Raw genomic sequence first — 18411 nt, forward strand, 5'->3', positions numbered from 1 at the left:
GCACCGTGCCCGCTTAAGGGCGATTATTTTTTGTCTTTCACTTCTTCAAACTCGGCGTCAACCACGTCGTCGTCTTTCTGCGCCGCGTTGTCTGCACCGGCATCAGCACCCTGAGCCTGCTGCGCTTGAGCCTGGGCCATTTCCATCAGCTTGCCGGAAACCTGCACCAGAGCCTGGGTTTTCGCTTCGATTTCGGCTTTATCTTCGCCTTTTACCGCCGCTTCCAGATCTTTCAGCGCGCTCTCGATAGCGGTTTTGTCTTCGGCTGGCAGTTTGTCGCCTGCTTCTTCCAACTGCTTACGAGTACCGTGGATCAGGTGATCCGCCTGGTTACGAGTTTGCACCAGTTCTTCGAACTTACGGTCAGCTTCAGCGTTCACTTCGGCATCGCGTACCATTTTCTGGATTTCTTCTTCGTTCAGACCAGAAGACGCCTTGATGGTGATCTTCTGCTCACGGCCGGTGTTCTTGTCTTTCGCAGACACGTGCAGAATACCGTCGGCGTCGATATCGAAGGTGACTTCGATCTGCGCCATACCGCGTGGTGCCGGCTGAATGCCGTCCAGGTTGAACTGGCCCAGTGACTTGTTGTCATTGGCGCGTTTACGCTCACCCTGCAGCACATGGATGGTCACTGCTGCCTGATTGTCTTCGGCAGTAGAGAACACCTGGCTGTGCTTGGTCGGGATAGTGGTGTTTTTGGTGATCAGCGGCGTCATTACGCTGCCCATGGTTTCGATACCCAGTGACAGTGGGGTAACGTCCAGCAGCAATACGTCTTTCACATCACCGGCCAACACACCGCCCTGAACCGCAGCACCAACGGCAACCGCTTCGTCCGGGTTAACGTCTTTACGTGGTTCTTTACCGAAGAAGTCAGCAACTTTCTTCTGAACCATAGGCATACGGGTCTGGCCACCGACCAGGATCACGTCCTGAATGTCAGAAACCGACAGGCCTGCGTCTTTCAGTGCCACTTTCAGCGGCTCGATAGAGCGAGCAACCAGATCTTCTACCAGCGACTCGAGTTTTGCACGGGTCACTTTGATGTTCATGTGTTTTGGACCGCTGCCATCTGCAGTGATGTACGGCAGGTTGACGTCGGTCTGCTGAGCAGAAGACAGCTCGATCTTGGCTTTTTCAGCGGCTTCTTTCAGACGCTGCATCGCCAACGGATCGTTGCGCAGATCCATGCCCTGCTCTTTCTTGAACTCTTCCACCAGATAGTTGATCAGGCGGCTGTCGAAGTCTTCACCACCCAGGTGGGTATCACCGTTGGTTGCCAGAACTTCGAAGGTTTTTTCACCGTCAACGTCGTCGATCTCAATGATTGAGATATCGAAAGTACCGCCACCCAGGTCATAAACCGCGATGGTACGGTTGCCCACTTCTTTGTCCAGGCCATAAGCCAGGGCCGCAGCAGTCGGTTCGTTGATGATACGTTTCACTTCCAGACCTGCGATACGGCCAGCATCTTTGGTCGCCTGACGCTGAGCATCGTTGAAGTAGGCAGGAACGGTGATAACCGCTTCAGTTACCGGTTCACCCAGGTAATCTTCCGCCGTTTTCTTCATTTTCTTCAGGACTTCCGCAGAGATCTGCGGTGGTGCCATTCTCTGGCCCTTCACTTCCAGCCAGGCGTCACCGTTATCGGCAGCGACGATGCTGTAAGGCATGATAGCCTTGTCACGCTGTGCTTCTTCATCCTGGAAGCGACGGCCAATCAGGCGCTTGATCGCAAACAGGGTGTTTTGTGGGTTGGTAACAGCCTGACGCTTAGCAGGCTGGCCAACCAGAATTTCACCATCCTGGGTATATGCGATGATTGAAGGAGTGGTGCGATCGCCTTCGGCATTCTCCAGCACGCGCGCCTTGCCACCATCCATAATTGCTACACAAGAGTTGGTTGTACCCAGGTCGATACCAATAATTTTGCCCATCTAAACATCTCCACTAATAAATTCATAATCGGTCAGGTTGCTAACTATATGCGGGCGTTTTTTTGCTTTTCAACTGCCCGGCATCTCAGAGTTACCCGCGGTCAGCAACTGCGGTTGCCAATAAGATGGGGCCATCCACACCAGCATCAAGGGGCTGGGCAAAAAAAATTTCGTTTTTATCCGCAGCGAGATCATTGTTTCCTGACGTGGGGATCATTATGATGCCGCGCGCTCTGATGGAAGTTATGGGTTTTTCGGCCATTCAGACCAATTATTAAATTACCTATCCATTTTCGTTACAATTCTGTTATCGCAGAGGACATATGCACTCCAACAAGTTGGCAAATCCCGGCCCCCTGGGTCTGATGGGCTTCGGGATGACTACCGTCTTGCTGAACCTGCACAACGCGGGCTTTTTCCCACTGACTTCCGTCATCATCAGTATGGGGATTTTCTTCGGTGGCATGGCTCAGATTTTTGCCGGTATTCTTGAGTTCAAGAAAGGCAACACCTTCGGCTTGACCGCCTTCACCTCTTACGGCTGTTTCTGGCTGAGCCTGGTAGGCATCCTGCTGTTGCCACGCATGGGCCTGGCAGAACCGACCGACGCGAACGTCCTCGGCATCTACCTGGCACTGTGGGGCGTCTTCACCCTGTTCATGTTCTTCGGCACGCTGCGCACCAACCGCGGGTTGCAGTTCGTGTTTGCCAGCCTGACCGTGCTGTTCGCACTGTTGGCCGTCGGCAACATCACCGGTAACCACGCGATCCTGACGTTCGCCGGTTACGAAGGCATTATCTGTGGTGCCAGCGCGATCTATCTGGCAATGGCTGAGGTGATCAACGAACAGTTGGGCCGCACCGTACTGCCAATCGGCCCGGTGAAAGTTCAGCAGGCCACACCTGCTGCTGTTACTGCATAAATCCGTACTAACGTGATATGAAAAAACCCTGCGGTGTTCAATCGCAGGGTTTTTTATTGGGCTAAAATCGCTTAGCTCAAGAGCGGCTTTTCACTGTTCAGGTCGCGACGCAGGTAGATCCCCAGCAGCAGGCCGAGCGTCGACAATGCCAGCATATAGTAAGCGGGCGCTAACGGGGTTAACTTCATGATCAGCGTGACAAATACCGGAGTTAAACCACCAAAAATCGCGTATGCCACGTTGTAGGAGAACGAAATCCCGCTAAATCGCACTTCCGCCGGGAAAGCCCGCACCAGCACGTAAGGCACCGCGCCGACGATCCCCACGCTGAAGCCAACCAGCGCGTAGGTGGCAAACAGCATTTCCGGATGTGTTGCCACCGACTGATAGAACAGCCAACTGCACCCCGCCAACAGCAAACTGCCGACGATAAAGGTTTTGCTGGCACCAAAGCGGTCCGCCGCAGAACCAGAGACGATACAGCCAGCAAACAGCATGATGATCGCGATGCTGTTGGCCTGTAGTGACAGCGCCGGGGCTATGCCAAACTGTTTTTGTAGGTAGGTGGGCGTCATCAGGATCACCACCACAATGCCTGCCGACAACAGCCAGGTCAGCAACATCGAGACCGCGATCTCTTTACGGTGATTCATCACCACCGATTTCAGCGGTAGCTCTTCTGCCAGCGCTTTGCGCGTCTGCATCTCGATAAAGATTGGCGTTTCCTGCAACCAGCGGCGCAGATACATGGCAAACAGGCCGAAGATGCCACCCAGGAAGAACGGGATACGCCAGCCTCCGTCATGAATAGCCTGTTGGCTGAGCGTGGTATTGATAATGGTGGCCACCAGCGAGCCGAGCAGGATACCGGCCGTCAGGCCAGCAGTGAGCGTGCCACAGGCGAAACCAATGCGTTTACGCGGCACATGCTCCGCCACAAACACCCAGGCACCAGGGACTTCACCACCGATCGCCGCGCCTTGCAGAACCCGCATCAACAGCAGCAGCAACGGTGCGGCGATGCCGATATTGGCATAGGTGGGCAGCATCCCCATCGCCAACGTCGGTAACGCCATCAGCAGAATGCTCAGGCTGAACATCTTTTTACGGCCCACCAGATCGCCGAAGTGCGCCATGATAATGCCGCCCAGTGGCCGAGCCAGATAGCCCGCAGCAAAGATACCGAAGGTCTGCACTTGGCGCAGCCACTCTGGCATATCCGCCGGGAAGAACAGATCGCCCATTACCGCAGCAAAGAAAACAAAAATGATGAAGTCATAAAACTCCAACGCACCGCCCAGAGCAGCCAACGTCAGAGTCTTATAATCTTGCCGGTTGAGCCGGCGATTATTATCGTGATGCATAAGATACCGTTAGAGGAAACAGGAAAGACACAGAAAGCATAACGGCTGACTGTAAAAAGTTTCTTACTATAACGGCAAAATACTTTCACACCAGATGCGCTGAAGGTTATCCCGCAGATTGCTGAAATTTAGAGATTTATCTCGCGCCGCGCATTCTTGGGACGAAATGCTGCTACCACGGCCTCGTGGGTCTCTACATAAGGGCCTTCGAGCAGTTGGATGCAATAAGGCACGCTGGCAAAAATACCGTGCACTACCACCTTGCCTGCCGCGTCCTTCACCCCTTCCAGCGTTTCTTTAATCGATTTGGGTTGCCCCGGCAGATTGATGATCAACGCCTGTTTACGGATCGCGCCAACCTGGCGTGAAAGAATTGCCGTTGGCACATAGTGTAGGCTGATTTGGCGCATTTGCTCGCCAAACCCCGGCATTACCCGATCGGCAATCGCCAGCGTAGCGTCGGGAGTGACGTCACGCCGGGACGGCCCGGTGCCGCCGGTAGTCAACACCAGATGGCAGCCCATTTCATCAACCAGCTCACACAACGTATGCTCAATCAGCGTCTGCTCGTCAGGGATCAGTCGGGTTTCCAGGGTGAACGGCGTTGCCAAAGCGCTGCCCAGCCACTCTTCCAGCGCCGGGATCCCTTTATCCTGATAAACGCCCCCTGAAGCGCGGTCCGAAATAGAAACCAAACCAATGCGTAATGTATCCATGTTTTACCTCTGTCTTATGCCCCGATTACCGAAGGGAGATGAATGACGGGAGTATAGGGGGTTTGCCCGATGAGGTGGATATTCAGGTATAAAAAAAGGTGGCCGAGGCCACCTTCTGCACGACTTTTCGTAATTACAGCAAGTCGGCGATCATTTTTTCCAGCTTGCCCTGGTCTACGGCAAACTTGCGGATACCGTCGGTCAGTTTCTCAACCGCCATTGGATCCTGGTTGTGCTGCCAGTAGAACTCAGGCTCGGTCAGCGGTGCCGGACGCGCTTTCACTTCGCCGGTATAAGACAGTTTACGCTCCAGTGCGCCTTCGCTCTCCGCCAGCTCTTTCAGCAGTGCAGGGGCAATGGTCAGACGATCGCAGCCCGCCAGTTCGATGATTTCACCGACGTTACGGAAGCTGGCACCCATCACCACGGTTTCATAGCCGTGCTGCTTGTAATACTGATAAATTTCAGACACTGAAACCACGCCCGGATCTTCGTGCGGGGCAAACTCTTTCTTGTCGCCATTGGCTTTGTACCAGTCAAGGATACGGCCAACGAACGGCGAGATCAGGTACACGCCAGCTTCGGCGCAGGCACGTGCCTGAGCGAAGGAGAACAGCAGCGTCAGGTTACAGTTGATGCCTTCTTTTTCCAGGCGCTCGGCCGCCCGGATGCCCTGCCAGGTGGAGGCCAGTTTGATCAGGATGCGATCGTTGCTGATGCCCGCTTCGTTATACAGTTTGATCAGGCGCTTGGCTTTGGCAACGCTGGCTTCGGTATCATAAGACAGACGCGCGTCTACTTCGGTGGAAATGCGGCCCGGGACCAGTTTCAGGATCTCCAGACCAATGTTGACGGCCAGCTTGTCTGCGGCATCGGCAACCTGCTGATCGCGATCGTTGCTCTGCTCGCGCGCCCAGGCAATGGCTTCATCAATCAGTTTGCGGTATTCAGGAATTTGCGCTGCATTGAGGATCAGCGAAGGGTTGGTGGTGGCATCTTGCGGTTGATATAGCTTCATTGCAGCGATATCACCCGTATCCGCAACTACCGTAGTCAGCTGGCGTAGGGACGTTAATTTATCGGTCATGTTGGCATTATCTCATCGTTTGTGCATGAACTTTTGGCATCGTTCAACCATGCCTTGTCCTGATAATAACATGCACGTAGCCCGGCGCAAGGCAGGAAAATCACGCGCTGGCGGCGGTTGTTTTATCCTTGTGCGAGCAACCGGTTACGCACCGATAATTCGCAATTACCGAAGCAATGCCACGGCATTATCGCGCTGTCCCCCCTGAAAATTATGTTAAATTCCCGCCAACTTTTTATTCACCGCAACAATCCAGATAGAAGGCTGTAATTCCCGTCAATGGGATGATTTTAGCCAAGTTCTTGTAGAGAACTGACTCAAGTTTTCCGAACCAAGGTCGAAGAACCAGAGGTGCAGTAATCTTAACAAGGAGAAACATGTGACGGATCTGATTAACTTTATCAATAACATCCTGTGGAGTTCAGTACTGATCTATTTGCTGTTGGGTGCCGGCATCTACTTCACCTTACGTACCCGCTTTATTCAAATTCGTCACTTCAACCATATGTTTTCCGTGCTGAAGAACAGCACCAAAAGCGACGGTGCGGGTATTTCATCCTTCCAGGCACTATGCACTTCATTAGCCGCTCGTGTCGGCACCAACAACCTTACCGGCGTGGCGATAGCGCTTACGGCTGGCGGCCCCGGCGCCATCTTCTGGATGTGGGCGATCGCGTTTATCGGCATGGCGACCTCTTTCATTGAGAGTACCTTGGCACAGCTCTACAAAACCAAAGACGATAACGGCCACTACCGTGGCGGCCCGGCCTACTATATGGAAAAAGGCTTGGGTATGCGCTGGATGGGCGTGATGTTCTCCATTTTCCTGCTGATCGCATTCGGCCTGGTGTTCAATGCGGTACAGGCCAACTCCATCGCCCTGGCCAGTTCCGTGGCCTTTAACATCGACCCTATGTACGTCGGCATAGTGTTGGTGGTACTGAGCGCCATGGTGATCTTTGGCGGTATCCGCGCCATCGCCCGCGTCGCAGAAAAAATCGTACCGTTTATGGCCTTGGCTTACCTCCTGCTGGCGCTGTGGATCATCGGCCTGAATATTGAGCATATGCCTGCCATCCTGGCGTTGATCTTCAAAAGCGCTTTTGGCGTGCAGGAAGTCGCTGCCGGTACCCTGGGCTACGGGATCTCCCAGGCCATGACTCAGGGTATACAACGCGGGCTGTTTTCTAACGAAGGCGGGATGGGATCGGCCCCCAACGTGGCCGCTTCCGCTACCCCTTATCCGCCACACCCTGCCTCGCAGGGCTATGTGCAGATGCTTGGCGCATTTGTTGATACCATCGTCATTTGCAGCGCAACGGCGGCGATAATCTTGGCCTCTGGTGCACTGGATAGTCCCCCGTCCGACATCAGCGGCATCGATCTGACCCAGCGGGCCATGGCCAGCGCCGTCGGTTCCTGGGGCGCGCCCTTTGTCGCGATCGCCATTTTCCTGTTTGCCTTTACCTCTATCATTGCCAATTATGCCTATGCCGAGAACAACCTGATCTTCCTCAAGCACCACCATCCGACCAAGCTGACGATTTTCCGCTGCTTTGCCTTGGGGATGGTGATGTTTGGCTCTATGGCAGAATTATCCACGGTGTGGAAAATGGCGGACATCTCGATGGCGCTGATGGCGATCACCAATCTGACCGCTATCTTGTTACTGTCCGACGTGGCCTTCAAATTGGCCAAGGATTACAACTACCAGCGTTCACTTGGCAAGCTGCCCACCTTTGACATCAACCACTACCCGGAGCTGGGATCCCAACTCGAACCGGGGATCTGGAAGCCGAGCAGGCAGAGTTAATCCTCCAGGGCGTGCGTAAAGTGCGCCCTATCACAGCCATACCTCCTGGTCTTGCGCGCTTTTTGCTACAGTAGCCACATGTTGATAAACAGGATGTGACCATGCTCATTATTATTTCACCTGCCAAAACCCTCGATTATGCAAGTCCGTTAGCCACCGAACGCTTTACTCAGCCCGAATTGTTGGATCAATCGCAAAAGCTGATCAAAATCTGCCGTAAGTTGACCCCGGCACAAATTTCCGGCCTGATGAGCATCAGCGATAAGCTCGCGGGCCTGAATGCCGCACGCTTTGGCGAATGGCAGCCTGATTTCACCCCGGACAATGCTCGTCAGGCGCTGTTGGCGTTTAAAGGCGACGTTTATACCGGCTTACAGGCGCAAGACTTCAGCGAAGAGGATTTCGACTTCGCACAGCAGCATCTGCGGATGCTCTCTGGCCTGTACGGGGTGCTGCGCCCGCTGGACCTGATGATGCCTTACCGGCTGGAGATGGGGATCAAGCTGGAGAACCCGCAGGGCAAAGACCTATACAGCTTCTGGGGCGATCGGATCACCGAAAAGCTGAATCAGGCCCTGGAGCAGCAAGGCGATGATGTGGTGGTGAACCTGGCTTCGGATGAATACTTCAAATCGGTAAAACCGGCCAAGCTGCGCGGTACGCTGATCAAGCCGGTATTCCTGGACGAGAAAAACGGCAAGTACAAAGTCATCAGCTTCTACGCCAAGAAAGCGCGCGGGCTGATGAGCCGCTTTATCATCAAGAATCGCTTGGAGCGCAGAGAACAGCTGGTTGATTTCAATCTGGAAGGGTATGCCTTCGATGAGGCGGCTTCGGCAGGTAATGAGCTGGTGTTCAAACGCCCGGAGCAGTGAGAAATCCGTTCCCTCTCTCAACAAGGAGAGGGAACGGGTTTTATCAGACTGGCAACGTCATCATGAATTGGCGCAATGCGGCAAAATCCGCCGCCATATTATGCGACAACAGCGGCAACTGTGCGCGCACCGCCAAGGCCTGGGGTAACGGTAACTCCTGGCCGAGGATCTCTTCAACGCTTTCCTTGAACTTGGCCGGATGTGCCGTGCCCAGGAACAGACCAAACTCCCCTGCCTGCAGTTGATCGCGCAGAACGCGGTAGGCGATCGCCGCATGAGGCTCTGAAAGGTAGCCCAAGGCAGCCAACTCCTTCATGGTTTCCTTGGTGGTTTCATCGCTCACCGCGCCATGGGCCAACTCCTTCAACTGCCAGATTTTACGGCGGAACAGCTCTTCCACACGCGGCCAGTTGTTAGGCTGGCTGACGTCCATCGCATTGGATAACGTCGCCACGGTGGCGTTTGGCTGCCATTCACCGGTGGTCAGGAAGCGTGGCACGGTGTCGTTAGCATTGGTGGCGGCGATAAAGCGTTTCACCGGCAGCCCCAGGGATTTCGCCAGCAGCCCGGCGGTCAAGTCGCCAAAGTTGCCGCTTGGCACAGAAATCACCAACTGATTGCGGGCTTCCTGCGGCAGTTGCGCCACGGCTTCAAAGTAGTAGCAGATTTGCGCCAGCAGGCGGCTGATATTGATCGAGTTGGCCGAGTTCAGGTGAACGGCCTCTTTCAGTTCCTGATCGTCAAACGCCTGCTTCACCAACGCCTGGCAGGCGTCAAAGTCGCCATCGATAGCGATGGTGTGGATGTTGCCACCCAACGTGCAGAACAGCTTTTCCTGAAGCGAACTGATCTTGCCCTGTGGATAGAGGATCACCACGCGCACGTTTTTCAGGCCGTAGAAGGCATGAGCAACGGCTGCGCCGGTGTCACCGGAGGTTGCAGTCAAGATGGTCACTGGCTGATCGCCCGCGACTTCCGCCAGCATCTGCGCCATAAAGCGGCCGCCGAAGTCTTTGAACGCCAGCGTCGGGCCGTGGAACAGCTCCAGGCAGGCGACATCGCTCTCCACCTGTGCCACCGGGGCCGGGAACTCAAACGCGGCCTTCACCCGCTTGTACAGCGCCTCTTCGCCGATCTCGTCGCCAATAAAAGCGGACAGGATCTTGCTGCTGCGAGTGACAAAGTCCATCTCCAGCAGCTTATCAATCTCGGTCAGTTCGAATTCTGGCAGTTCCAGCGGGAAAAACAGCCCTTGCTGCTTACCCAGGCCCTGTTTGATAGCCTGCGCGAAGCTGACCTGTTCGTTATGATCTTTCAGATTGTACAGTTTCATGCGTTATCCCAATAGTCGAGCGCCAGAGGTATCCAGGCGGCAAATATGAACAAAACCTTCGTCGTTTTGCAGGTAATGGTTGGTCAGCCAATCGGCCATGCGTTGCGCCGTTGCGCCGTCATCACAGACCGCAAACAACGTCGGGCCGGAGCCGGAAATGCCGCAGGCCAAGGCACCGATATCCTGTGAGGCTTTACGCGCTTCAGCAAAGCCTGGCAACAGGCGGGTGCGATAAGGCTCGGCAATCACGTCCTGCATCAGCTTGGCCGCCAGACGCGGTTGCTGAGTGTGACAAGCGTGAATAAAGCCCGCCAGATAGCGGCCATGGCTGATACAGTCCTGGCGGCGGTATTGCGCGGGCAGAATGGCACGCGCCTCTGCGGTGGATACCTTGATGCCCGGATAGGCCATCACCCACAGCCAGTCTTTAAAGCCAGGCACTTCCTGGCTGATGATCCCTTCTTCTTCCAGCATCAGCTGCAAGCCGCCCAGATAGCACGGCGCAACGTTATCGTAATGCACGCTGCCGGAAATACGCCCTTCCAGTTCGCCCATCAGGGCCAGCAGTTGTGTCTCGTTGAGCGGGCGATCGCAAAATTCGTTCATCGCCATCAGACCAGCCACCACCGAGCAAGCGCTGGAGCCCAGCCCGGAACCGATCGGCATGTTCTTCTCCAGCCGCATCGCTACCGGCACTTCACGGCCAATCGCCTGGCAGAAACGCTCCCAGCACTGGTAAACAATGTTCTCTTTAGGATCGCTCGGCAGCTTGCTGACAAAGCGCCCGCCATTTTCCAGGCTGAAGCGGCTGGCCGCTTCTACACTGACGCAATCCCCCAGCAGCGTGCCGTCGATAGGGGAAACCGCAGCTCCCAGCACATCGAACCCGACGCTGACGTTACCAATTGAGGCCGGTGCATACACCTTAACCATATTAGACTCCCAACTTCCATGACAGTGTGCGCAACAGATCGGCAAATACCCCGGCCGCCGTCACATCATTACCGGCACCATAACCGCGCAGCACCAGCGGTAATGGCTGATAGTAACGGCTGTAGAAGGCCAGGGCGTTCTCACCGTTCTTCACTTTATACAACGGATCGTTGCCGTCTACCGCATCAATACGTACCAGGCAGCGGCCTTCTTCGATGGCACCCACATAACGCAGCACCTTACCTTCCGCGGCAGCAGCAGCCACACGGCGGTTAAATTCGGCATCCAATTCCGGCAGGCGGGCAATAAAGTTCTCCACATCACCGCTGGCATCAAACGACGGAGGTAACACCGATTCGACTTCAATATCGCTCAGTTCGAGCGCATAGCCTGCTTCACGCGCCAGGATCAGCAGCTTGCGAGCGACATCCATCCCCGAGAGGTCATCACGCGGATCTGGCTCGGTGTAACCGAGGGCCTTGGCCTGCAAGGTGGCCTCTGACAGCGACATCCCCTCATCCAGTTTACCGAAGATAAAGGACAGTGATCCCGACAAGATACCGGTGAAACGCACCAACTCATCGCCCGCATTGAGCAGGTTCTGCAGGTTTTCAATCACCGGCAGGCCCGCACCCACGTTGGTGTCATACAGGAATTTGCGGCGAGAACCGGCTGCGGCGGTGCGCAGTTGCTGGTAATAATTCATCGACGAGGTGTTGGCCTTCTTGTTTGGCGTTACCACGTGGAAACCATCGGCCAGGAAATCGGCATACTGATCGGCCACTGCCTGGCTGGAGGTACAGTCGACAATCACCGGATTGAGCAGGTGGCACTCTTTCACCAGGCGGATCAGGCGGCCCAGATTGAAAGGCTCTTTGGCTTCGGCCAGTTCGTCCCGCCAGCTTTCCAGCGAGATACCGTGTACGTTGGTCAACATCGCCCGTGAGTTGGCAATGCCACAGATGCGCAGATCGATGTGCTTTTGCTTCAGCCAAGGCTGCTGGCGATAAACCTGCTCGATCAGCGCCCCGCCGACGCCGCCCACGCCAATCACAAACACTTCGATCACCTGATCGGTGTTGAACAGCATCTGATGGCTGACGCGCACACCGGTGGTGGCGGAATCATTATCAACCACTACGGAGATTGAACGCTCGGAAGAGCCTTGAGCGATCGCCACGATATTGATGTTGGCGCGAGCCAAAGCAGAGAAGAAGCGCGCAGAGATGCCACGCAAGGTGCGCATACCGTCGCCGACGACCGAGATGATTGCCAGGCGCTCCATCACATCCAGCGGCTCCAGCACGCCGTCTTTCAGCTCCAGGTAGAATTCGTCCTCCAGGGCACGACGAGCGCGTTGCAGCTCGCTCTGGGGCACACAGAAGCTGATGCTGTATTCGGAAGAGGACTGGGTGATCAACACCACCGAGATCCCGGCGCGTGACATCACGGCAAACACACGTGCCGCCATGCCGACCATGCCTTTCATACCAGGGCCGGACACGTTGATCATCGCCATATTGTTCAGATTGGTGATGCCCTTTACCGGCGTATCATCAGCCACGCTTTCGCCACCGATCAGGGTGCCGGGAGCTTGTGGGTTGGCGGTGTTTTTAATCAGGCAAGGGATTTGGAACTGGGCAATCGGGGTGATGGTACGCGGGTGGAGAACTTTGGCGCCGAAGTAGGAGAGCTCCATCGCCTCGCGGTAGGACATCGACTTCAATAATCGGGCATCCGGCACGGTACGCGGATCGCAGGTATAAACCCCGTCCACATCGGTCCAGATCTCGCAACAGTCGGCACGCAGGCAAGCGGCCAGCACGGCGGCGGAATAATCGGAGCCGTTGCGCCCCAGCACGACCAGTTCGCCTTTGTCGTTACCGGCAGTAAAGCCCGCCATCAGGACGATATGGTCAGAAGGAATGGCCGCTGCAGCGATACGGAGAGTGGACTCGGCAATATCAACGGTCGACTCCAGATAGTGGCCCTGAGCCAGCAGCTTCTCTACCGGGTTAATCACCGTCACCGGGTAGCCCTTGGCTTTGAAGACGCCTTCCATGATGGCAATAGAGAGTTTTTCACCCCGGCAGATGATGGCCGCATTGACGCTATCCGGGCACTGCCCCAACAACGCCACGCCATGCAGTACCTGTTTGAGCTGCGCGAACTCCTGCTCGACCAGTGCCTTGAGGCGATCGTACTCAAAGCCAGGCAGCGCCTTGGCCAAACCGCTGAGCAGGTCGGCAAAGATGCGCTCGGCGTCGCTCATGGTTGGCAGAATATCCTGGCCGGCTACCGTTTTTTCAATCATCGCCACCAGGTGATTGGTGATCTTGGCCGGTGCGGACAATACCGTGGCTACCTGTCCCTGGCGTGCATTGTTCTCCACGATATCGGCAACGCGCAGAAAACGTTCCGCATTCGCTACCGAGGTTCCACCAAATTTAAGCACTCGCATTTCTGTTATCTCCTGAATTTATGCCGAAAAAAAAGCCCGCACTGGTTAGGTGCGGGCTTTTTTCTTCTGTTTCCTGTACGCGTCAGCCCGCCCCGTTACCTGTGGTATCGGTGGTGGTAATAATTGTCGTATTCAGGCTGATGTTTCGCATTTTGTCTGTCTGTCTCATTAGAATCTCTGTCCCCTCTATTGGTTAAAGCAATCGCCTGGCCAAGTCAAATTATTTCTTTGTTTTGCCTATTTACTGGCCATGGTGGGATCTGCGCGATGAAGCCGATAAAAAAACGGAATTGCAGAACAAAAAATCACAACAAAGCCGATTAAATAGTGAATAACACCAGACAAGCAACAGAAAACGCCTACATCACTTCGTCAGTTTTTTTTCAATATCATGCAGCAACCGGTGCAGCATGACAGTGTCGCGCTGCTGCAATACCCCGAGCCGCTGGTGTAACCAATCGCGCAATTTTTGGTCATCTGCCACGTCCAGCGCCTGTAACAGGCGATCTGCCCGTTGCCGCAACGCATTGAGCTGCCCGGCATCGGCCAGGGGTTCCTGCTGCGCGCTGACTGACATTAACTGCGCCAGTTGATAGCAATACACCATCACCGCCTGGCCGAGGTTCAACGAAGGATAATCGGCCACCATTGGGACGCCGGTCAGCAGATCGGCCAACGCCAGCTCTTCATTGGTCAGGCCCGAGTCTTCACGGCCAAACACCAGTGCAGCCTGATGCACCCATTGCTGGCGTTCCGCCAACTGCTCCGTCAGTTGCTGAGGGGTACAGTAATAATGGAAGCGTGCGCGGCTGCGAGCGGTGGTCGCAACGGTAAAGTCCACGTCTGCCAATGCCTCTTGCAGGGTAGAAAACGTCTGCACCGCATCCAGAATATCGCCAGCACCGTGGGCGACCCAGCGGGCGGCGGGCTGAAGATGGGCCTCGCTGTCGACGATGCGCAACGAGGTGAAGCCCATGGTTTTCATCGCCCGCGCTGCTGCGCCAACATTTTCCGCCCGAGCGGGCGCGACTAACACGATATGAAGCTGCATCAAGACTCCAGAAAAATAAAGAGAATAGTTCTTTGACTGTTGGGATTTGTCTGATTATATTTACAAACGATTAACATCGTAAATGACCGCTTGCTATAATATTATTAAACAGGCACTTCATCCTATAAAGCAGACGAAACATTCATAACTACAGGTTAATTTTTAATTTTCATTAAAAACAAAGCACTGTATTTTCATCCCAAACAGTTAGCTTTCAATTGTAACGCATCGGCCCCAACAAAGCTGAATCGTTCACAGAATTTGACGATCTGTGACTTAACTTGGCAGTTCTGTAAGTGTTTTTCACAAAACTGTTAACGTGCTACAATTGAATTTGATATATGTCAACAAAGCGTAGTTTTGTTAGGTGATGAATTCGGCACACACTGTTATATTGCTGTTAATAGGGTTAGGATATGCGCCGTTTTGGCATCATTCGGGGTGGTAAAAAATAGCCCCCCCACCCAGCTAGCGATCTTGTTGACATTGATGGAAAGCGCATCAAGAACGAGTTTACGTACTGTAGTCGTTTGGTAATTGAGGGAACGTGAGCGGTATCTCTGCCCTCCATGGAAGAACACCAAGACTGCTGTACTTCCTATTTTCTATTTTGTTGGCAATTTTAGGTAGCAAATATGCAGACCCCGCACATTCTGATTGTCGAAGACGAGTTAGTCACTCGTAACACCCTGAAGAGCATTTTCGAGGCGGAAGGCTACATTGTTCATGAAGCCAATGACGGTGCAGAAATGCACAACATCCTGTCCGAAAATGATATCAACCTGGTTATCATGGATATCAACCTGCCAGGCAAGAACGGCCTGCTGCTGGCGCGTGAACTACGCGAGCAGGCCAGCGTCGCGCTGATGTTCCTGACCGGTCGTGATAATGAAGTCGATAAAATCCTCGGCCTGGAAATCGGCGCCGATGACTATATCACCAAACCGTTCAACCCACGCGAACTGACCATCCGTGCGCGCAACCTGCTGTCACGCACCATGAATCTGGGTAGCGTCGGCGAAGAGCGCAAGCTGGTTGAGAGCTACAAGTTCAACGGTTGGGAGCTGGACATCAACAGCCGCTCTCTGATCGGCCCTGCTGGCGAGCAGTACAAACTGCCACGCAGCGAATTCCGCGCCATGCTGCACTTCTGTGAAAACCCGGGCAAGATCCAGTCCCGTGGTGAGTTGCTGAAGAAAATGACTGGCCGTGAGTTGAAGCCGCATGACCGTACCGTAGACGTGACCATCCGTCGTATTCGTAAGCACTTCGAATCCACGCCGGACACGCCGGAAATCATTGCCACCATTCATGGTGAAGGTTACCGCTTCTGCGGCGATCTGGAAGAATAAGCCTGTCTTAACGTCACAGGTTAAAAAGGGTTCAGCTTGCTGAACCCTTTTTTATTGAGACCAGACGCGATGCCATCTGAATGGGCTCACAACGTAGGGGGCGCTGTATACTGCGCCCGTCTGGATTACTTGGCTTCACCCCAAGGGATGATTGGCACCGCGCTCAGGGCATTTTTCGGTGAACCATCTACCACCCGATCGGAATAGCTCAGGTAGATCAGCGCATTGCGATTGGCATCATAAAAACGTACTACCTGCAGCTTTTTGAACACCAAAGAGGTGCGCTTCTGGAACACCACGGTTCCTTCAGCCTTGCCCTTCTTAATCTTGTCGCTCAGCTCAATCGGGCCAACCTGCTGGCAAGAAATGGCCGCATCCGAGGTATCCTCTGCCAGCCCTAACCCCCCCTTTATCCCACCGGTTTTAGCCCGGCTGATATAACAAGTTACATTTTTAACATCAGGATCGTCGAACGCTTCAACCACAATTTTATGATCTGGACCAAACAGTTTGAACACCGTATCGACCGATCCTACCTGTTCCGCCTGCGCGCTATTAACCGTTGCGCAAACCAGACCGAACAAAAATATCCATCCTTTTTTCATTCACTTAACTCCAATAGAACAGCGTGTTAAATCACAGGGCTGCTAATAAGAACGCCGATGCTTCAGGTCATAGAAATGGGTTTTCCTCGGCCCAGGCAGCTCTTTTTAGCACAGAGAGCGAAAAAAATCTTTGGGAGTCGTGGAGGAAAAAAGTTGCTATTATGCGGCATCGTCATCGCTTAATGCCTGTTAACACCAGTTTTCCCCCGCTTCCCGCAACGCATATCGCAAAAGCGCCGTATGTAATGCAACTGATTGATCAATAAGTCAGTGAGCATCAGGTATCAGCATGACAAATCAAACAGTTCGGGTTCCGAACCTGAAGCTCTACGAGGAAGATCTATGGATCAAGCCGGTATCATTCGTGATCTGCTTAGCTGGCTGGAAAGCCATTTGGACCAACCTTTGTCACTGGATAACGTGGCGGCAAAAGCGGGTTACTCTAAATGGCATCTGCAACGGATGTTTAAGGATATCACTGGGAACGCCATCGGCGCCTATATTCGGGCAAGAAGGTTGTCCAAAGCCGCCGTCGCATTACGCCTCACCAGTCGGCCTATTCTGGATATTGCTTTGCAGTATCGTTTCGACTCACAGCAGACCTTCACTCGCGCATTCAAAAAACAGTTTGCGCAAACCCCGGCGCTGTATCGCCGTTCAGAAGACTGGAACGCCTTCGGCATCTGCCCGCCAATACGTCTGGGCGCCTTTACGCTGCCACATCCAGAGTTTGTCACACTACCAGAGCTGGACCTGATCGGCCTGACGCAGAGCTACTCCTGTACGTTAGAGCAAATCTCCAACTTCCGCTCCGAGCTGCGTACCCAATTCTGGCAACAGTACCTGGGGCAGATAGAAACCCTGCCACCGGTGCTTTACGGCCTGCACCACTCGCGGCCAAGCCAGGAAAAAGACGACGAGCAGGAAGTGCTGTATACCACAGCCCTGGAGGCGCAACACGTTCCGACCAAGGTGCAGGAAAGCCAGCCGATCACGCTGCAGGGTGGTGAATATGCCATGTTCAGCTATCAGGGGCCAGCATCCGGCCTGCAGGACTTTATCCTGATACTGTATGGCACTTGCCTGCCAGCATTGGAACTGACCCGTCGCAAAGGGCACGATATTGAGCGCTTCTATCCGCAAGGTGACCGGCGTCCGCCTCAGCCACCCAGCGAGATCCGTTGCGACTATCTGATCCCGATCCGCCGTTAGCGCTGTAGCTCATCCAACGCGGGCATGTCCAGATGCGAGATATCGCCCGCACTTTCCACAATCCAGCCTGGAGCCAACCAAGGGCTTTGCTGATAGTCGACGCGTGACAACGAGCAGTTGCGCAAACGCAGACGGCGCTCGGCATAGGCCGGTAGCCCTAAAACTGTCCCGATCAGGCACCCCAGCGCGATGCCGTGGCTGACAATCAACGGCTTGCTGCCTTGCGGCAGTTCCAGGCACGCTGTCAGCGCCGCATGCATCCGCGTGGCCAACTCCGTCATAGATTCACCTTGAGGGATACGGCCGTCAGCAGTACCATCGACCATCTGTTTACGCCACAGCTCTTCCTGCGGTGTCAGGCTGTCGATCAAACGTTCTTCCAGAACGCCCATATGCAGTTCACGCAGCCGGGCATCTACCATAACGTCGCAACCGCAAGCGTCCGCAATGATTTGCGCGGTCTGACGGGTGCGGCCCAGATCGCTGGAAATCACGTGCGTCACGCCCTCACGGCTAACGCGTTTGCCAACCAGATGAGCCTGGTGAACGCCAGTGGCGGTTAATGGGCTGTCGGATTGGCCCTGAATGCGGCGTGCTGCGTTCCATTCCGTTTCGCCGTGGCGAACGAGGTATACCTGTAACATTATGCTTTTCCGTTATACTGCGTGAAACTTGAGTTTATCTGTGGCTCGTGCCTTGCACTACGCATAACTTGCCGCCATCAAAAATCATGGCAAGACACAGCC

The 18411-nt window shown here is 54.4% G+C and carries 16 protein-coding genes, 1 pseudogene and 1 other annotated feature; of the genes and pseudogenes, 5 read left to right on the plus strand and 12 right to left on the minus strand.

The features are described 5' to 3' along the window. Positions 1-23: 23 nt before the first annotated feature. A complete protein-coding gene (gene dnaK / locus ACKWMY_RS07620) occupies positions 24-1940 on the minus strand; it encodes a molecular chaperone DnaK (RefSeq protein WP_024527214.1) in 1917 nt (638 codons plus the stop codon). A gap of 323 nt (positions 1941-2263) precedes the next feature. Here dnaK and satP point away from each other — a divergent pair, with 323 nt between their 5' ends. Further along, positions 2264-2863: an acetate uptake transporter gene (gene satP / locus ACKWMY_RS07625; protein ID WP_024527215.1), complete on the plus strand. Its 600-nt coding sequence runs from the start codon at positions 2264-2266 to the stop codon at positions 2861-2863. 71 nt (positions 2864-2934) lie between these two features. Here the strand turns inward: satP and ACKWMY_RS07630 are convergent, their stop codons facing one another. The 3 genes from ACKWMY_RS07630 to tal all read right to left on the minus strand — a co-directional run bounded on the left by ACKWMY_RS07630 (position 2935) and on the right by tal (position 6030). Beyond that, positions 2935-4227, minus strand: coding sequence for an MFS transporter (locus tag ACKWMY_RS07630; RefSeq protein ID WP_029710774.1), 1293 nt, complete (start codon positions 4225-4227; stop codon positions 2935-2937). A 128-nt stretch (positions 4228-4355) separates the two neighbouring features. Beyond that, positions 4356-4943, minus strand: coding sequence for a molybdopterin adenylyltransferase (gene mog / locus ACKWMY_RS07635; protein ID WP_074028460.1), 588 nt, complete (start codon positions 4941-4943; stop codon positions 4356-4358). A gap of 133 nt (positions 4944-5076) precedes the next feature. Continuing rightward, positions 5077-6030: a transaldolase gene (gene tal / locus ACKWMY_RS07640; RefSeq protein WP_199061230.1), complete on the minus strand. Its 954-nt coding sequence runs from the start codon at positions 6028-6030 to the stop codon at positions 5077-5079. Positions 6031-6409: 379 nt separating this feature from the next. On the opposite strand from tal, the gene ACKWMY_RS07645 reads away from it, so the two are divergent. Together ACKWMY_RS07645 and yaaA are read left to right on the plus strand one after the other, a co-directional pair. Beyond that, positions 6410-7843, plus strand: a complete 1434-nt coding sequence (locus tag ACKWMY_RS07645; protein WP_409486124.1) for an alanine/glycine:cation symporter family protein — start codon at positions 6410-6412, stop codon at positions 7841-7843. 101 nt (positions 7844-7944) lie between these two features. Then, positions 7945-8718, plus strand: a complete 774-nt coding sequence (gene yaaA / locus ACKWMY_RS07650) for a peroxide stress protein YaaA (protein ID WP_074028458.1) — start codon at positions 7945-7947, stop codon at positions 8716-8718. A 43-nt stretch (positions 8719-8761) separates the two neighbouring features. Here the strand turns inward: yaaA and thrC are convergent, their stop codons facing one another. The 6 genes and pseudogenes from thrC to ACKWMY_RS07680 all read right to left on the minus strand — a co-directional run. Then, positions 8762-10051 carry a threonine synthase gene (gene thrC / locus ACKWMY_RS07655; RefSeq protein ID WP_024527219.1) on the minus strand — a complete coding sequence of 430 codons (1290 nt, stop codon included), beginning with the start codon at positions 10049-10051 and terminating at the stop codon, positions 8762-8764. A 3-nt stretch (positions 10052-10054) separates the two neighbouring features. Continuing rightward, positions 10055-10984: a homoserine kinase gene (gene thrB / locus ACKWMY_RS07660; protein WP_409486125.1), complete on the minus strand. Its 930-nt coding sequence runs from the start codon at positions 10982-10984 to the stop codon at positions 10055-10057. 1 nt (position 10985) lies between these two features. Then, positions 10986-13445, minus strand: coding sequence for a bifunctional aspartate kinase/homoserine dehydrogenase I (gene thrA / locus ACKWMY_RS07665; RefSeq protein ID WP_074028457.1), 2460 nt, complete (start codon positions 13443-13445; stop codon positions 10986-10988). 25 nt (positions 13446-13470) lie between these two features. Continuing rightward, positions 13471-13589 (minus strand) — a sequence feature (Thr leader region). Then, positions 13528-13614 (minus strand): thr operon leader peptide, encoded by an 87-nt coding sequence (gene thrL, locus ACKWMY_RS07670; protein ID WP_071592991.1) that lies wholly within the window; start codon positions 13612-13614, stop codon positions 13528-13530. It overlaps the preceding feature by 62 nt. Before the next feature lie 195 nt (positions 13615-13809). Beyond that, on the minus strand, positions 13810-14496 hold the full coding sequence (locus tag ACKWMY_RS07675) for a tRNA/rRNA methyltransferase (RefSeq protein ID WP_024527221.1): 687 nt from the start codon (positions 14494-14496) through the stop codon (positions 13810-13812). A gap of 389 nt (positions 14497-14885) precedes the next feature. Beyond that, positions 14886-15023: pseudogene (locus ACKWMY_RS07680) on the minus strand (hypothetical protein); the annotation flags it as partial. Positions 15024-15131: 108 nt separating this feature from the next. On the opposite strand from ACKWMY_RS07680, the gene arcA reads away from it, so the two are divergent. After that, the gene (gene arcA, locus ACKWMY_RS07685; RefSeq protein ID WP_024483588.1) at positions 15132-15848 is read left to right on the plus strand and encodes a two-component system response regulator ArcA; all 717 of its coding nucleotides are present in this window, start codon (positions 15132-15134) and stop codon (positions 15846-15848) included. Between the two features lie 125 nt (positions 15849-15973). Here the strand turns inward: arcA and creA are convergent, their stop codons facing one another. Beyond that, positions 15974-16453 carry a protein CreA gene (gene creA / locus ACKWMY_RS07690; RefSeq protein WP_021179241.1) on the minus strand — a complete coding sequence of 160 codons (480 nt, stop codon included), beginning with the start codon at positions 16451-16453 and terminating at the stop codon, positions 15974-15976. Positions 16454-16795: 342 nt separating this feature from the next. On the opposite strand from creA, the gene robA reads away from it, so the two are divergent. Continuing rightward, positions 16796-17665: an MDR efflux pump AcrAB transcriptional activator RobA gene (gene robA / locus ACKWMY_RS07695; RefSeq protein ID WP_409486126.1), complete on the plus strand. Its 870-nt coding sequence runs from the start codon at positions 16796-16798 to the stop codon at positions 17663-17665. Here robA and gpmB read toward each other — a convergent pair. Further along, positions 17662-18309 (minus strand): 2,3-diphosphoglycerate-dependent phosphoglycerate mutase GpmB, encoded by a 648-nt coding sequence (gene gpmB / locus ACKWMY_RS07700; protein ID WP_024527223.1) that lies wholly within the window; start codon positions 18307-18309, stop codon positions 17662-17664. The two genes, robA and gpmB, sit on opposite strands and share 4 nt — an antisense overlap. Positions 18310-18411 lie beyond the last annotated feature (102 nt).

It is taken from the genome of Serratia sp. J2 (assembly GCF_046269175.1).
Taxonomy (GTDB): Bacteria; Pseudomonadota; Gammaproteobacteria; order Enterobacterales; family Enterobacteriaceae; genus Chania; species Chania fonticola_C.

What these genes read in the sequence shown, in the direction of transcription:
- dnaK (WP_024527214.1), bottom strand. Translation starts at nt 1,940, where the DNA reads ATGGGCAAAATTATTGGTATCGACCTGGGTACAACCAACTCTTGTGTA.
- satP (WP_024527215.1), top strand. Translation starts at nt 2,264, where the DNA reads ATGCACTCCAACAAGTTGGCAAATCCCGGCCCCCTGGGTCTGATGGGC.
- ACKWMY_RS07630 (WP_029710774.1), bottom strand. Translation starts at nt 4,227, where the DNA reads ATGCATCACGATAATAATCGCCGGCTCAACCGGCAAGATTATAAGACT.
- mog (WP_074028460.1), bottom strand. Translation starts at nt 4,943, where the DNA reads ATGGATACATTACGCATTGGTTTGGTTTCTATTTCGGACCGCGCTTCA.
- tal (WP_199061230.1), bottom strand. Translation starts at nt 6,030, where the DNA reads ATGACCGATAAATTAACGTCCCTACGCCAGCTGACTACGGTAGTTGCG.
- yaaA (WP_074028458.1), top strand. Translation starts at nt 7,945, where the DNA reads ATGCTCATTATTATTTCACCTGCCAAAACCCTCGATTATGCAAGTCCG.
- thrC (WP_024527219.1), bottom strand. Translation starts at nt 10,051, where the DNA reads ATGAAACTGTACAATCTGAAAGATCATAACGAACAGGTCAGCTTCGCG.
- thrB (WP_409486125.1), bottom strand. Translation starts at nt 10,984, where the DNA reads ATGGTTAAGGTGTATGCACCGGCCTCAATTGGTAACGTCAGCGTCGGG.
- thrA (WP_074028457.1), bottom strand. Translation starts at nt 13,445, where the DNA reads ATGCGAGTGCTTAAATTTGGTGGAACCTCGGTAGCGAATGCGGAACGT.
- thrL (WP_071592991.1), bottom strand. Translation starts at nt 13,614, where the DNA reads ATGAGACAGACAGACAAAATGCGAAACATCAGCCTGAATACGACAATT.
- ACKWMY_RS07675 (WP_024527221.1), bottom strand. Translation starts at nt 14,496, where the DNA reads ATGCAGCTTCATATCGTGTTAGTCGCGCCCGCTCGGGCGGAAAATGTT.
- arcA (WP_024483588.1), top strand. Translation starts at nt 15,132, where the DNA reads ATGCAGACCCCGCACATTCTGATTGTCGAAGACGAGTTAGTCACTCGT.
- creA (WP_021179241.1), bottom strand. Translation starts at nt 16,453, where the DNA reads ATGAAAAAAGGATGGATATTTTTGTTCGGTCTGGTTTGCGCAACGGTT.
- robA (WP_409486126.1), top strand. Translation starts at nt 16,796, where the DNA reads ATGGATCAAGCCGGTATCATTCGTGATCTGCTTAGCTGGCTGGAAAGC.
- gpmB (WP_024527223.1), bottom strand. Translation starts at nt 18,309, where the DNA reads ATGTTACAGGTATACCTCGTTCGCCACGGCGAAACGGAATGGAACGCA.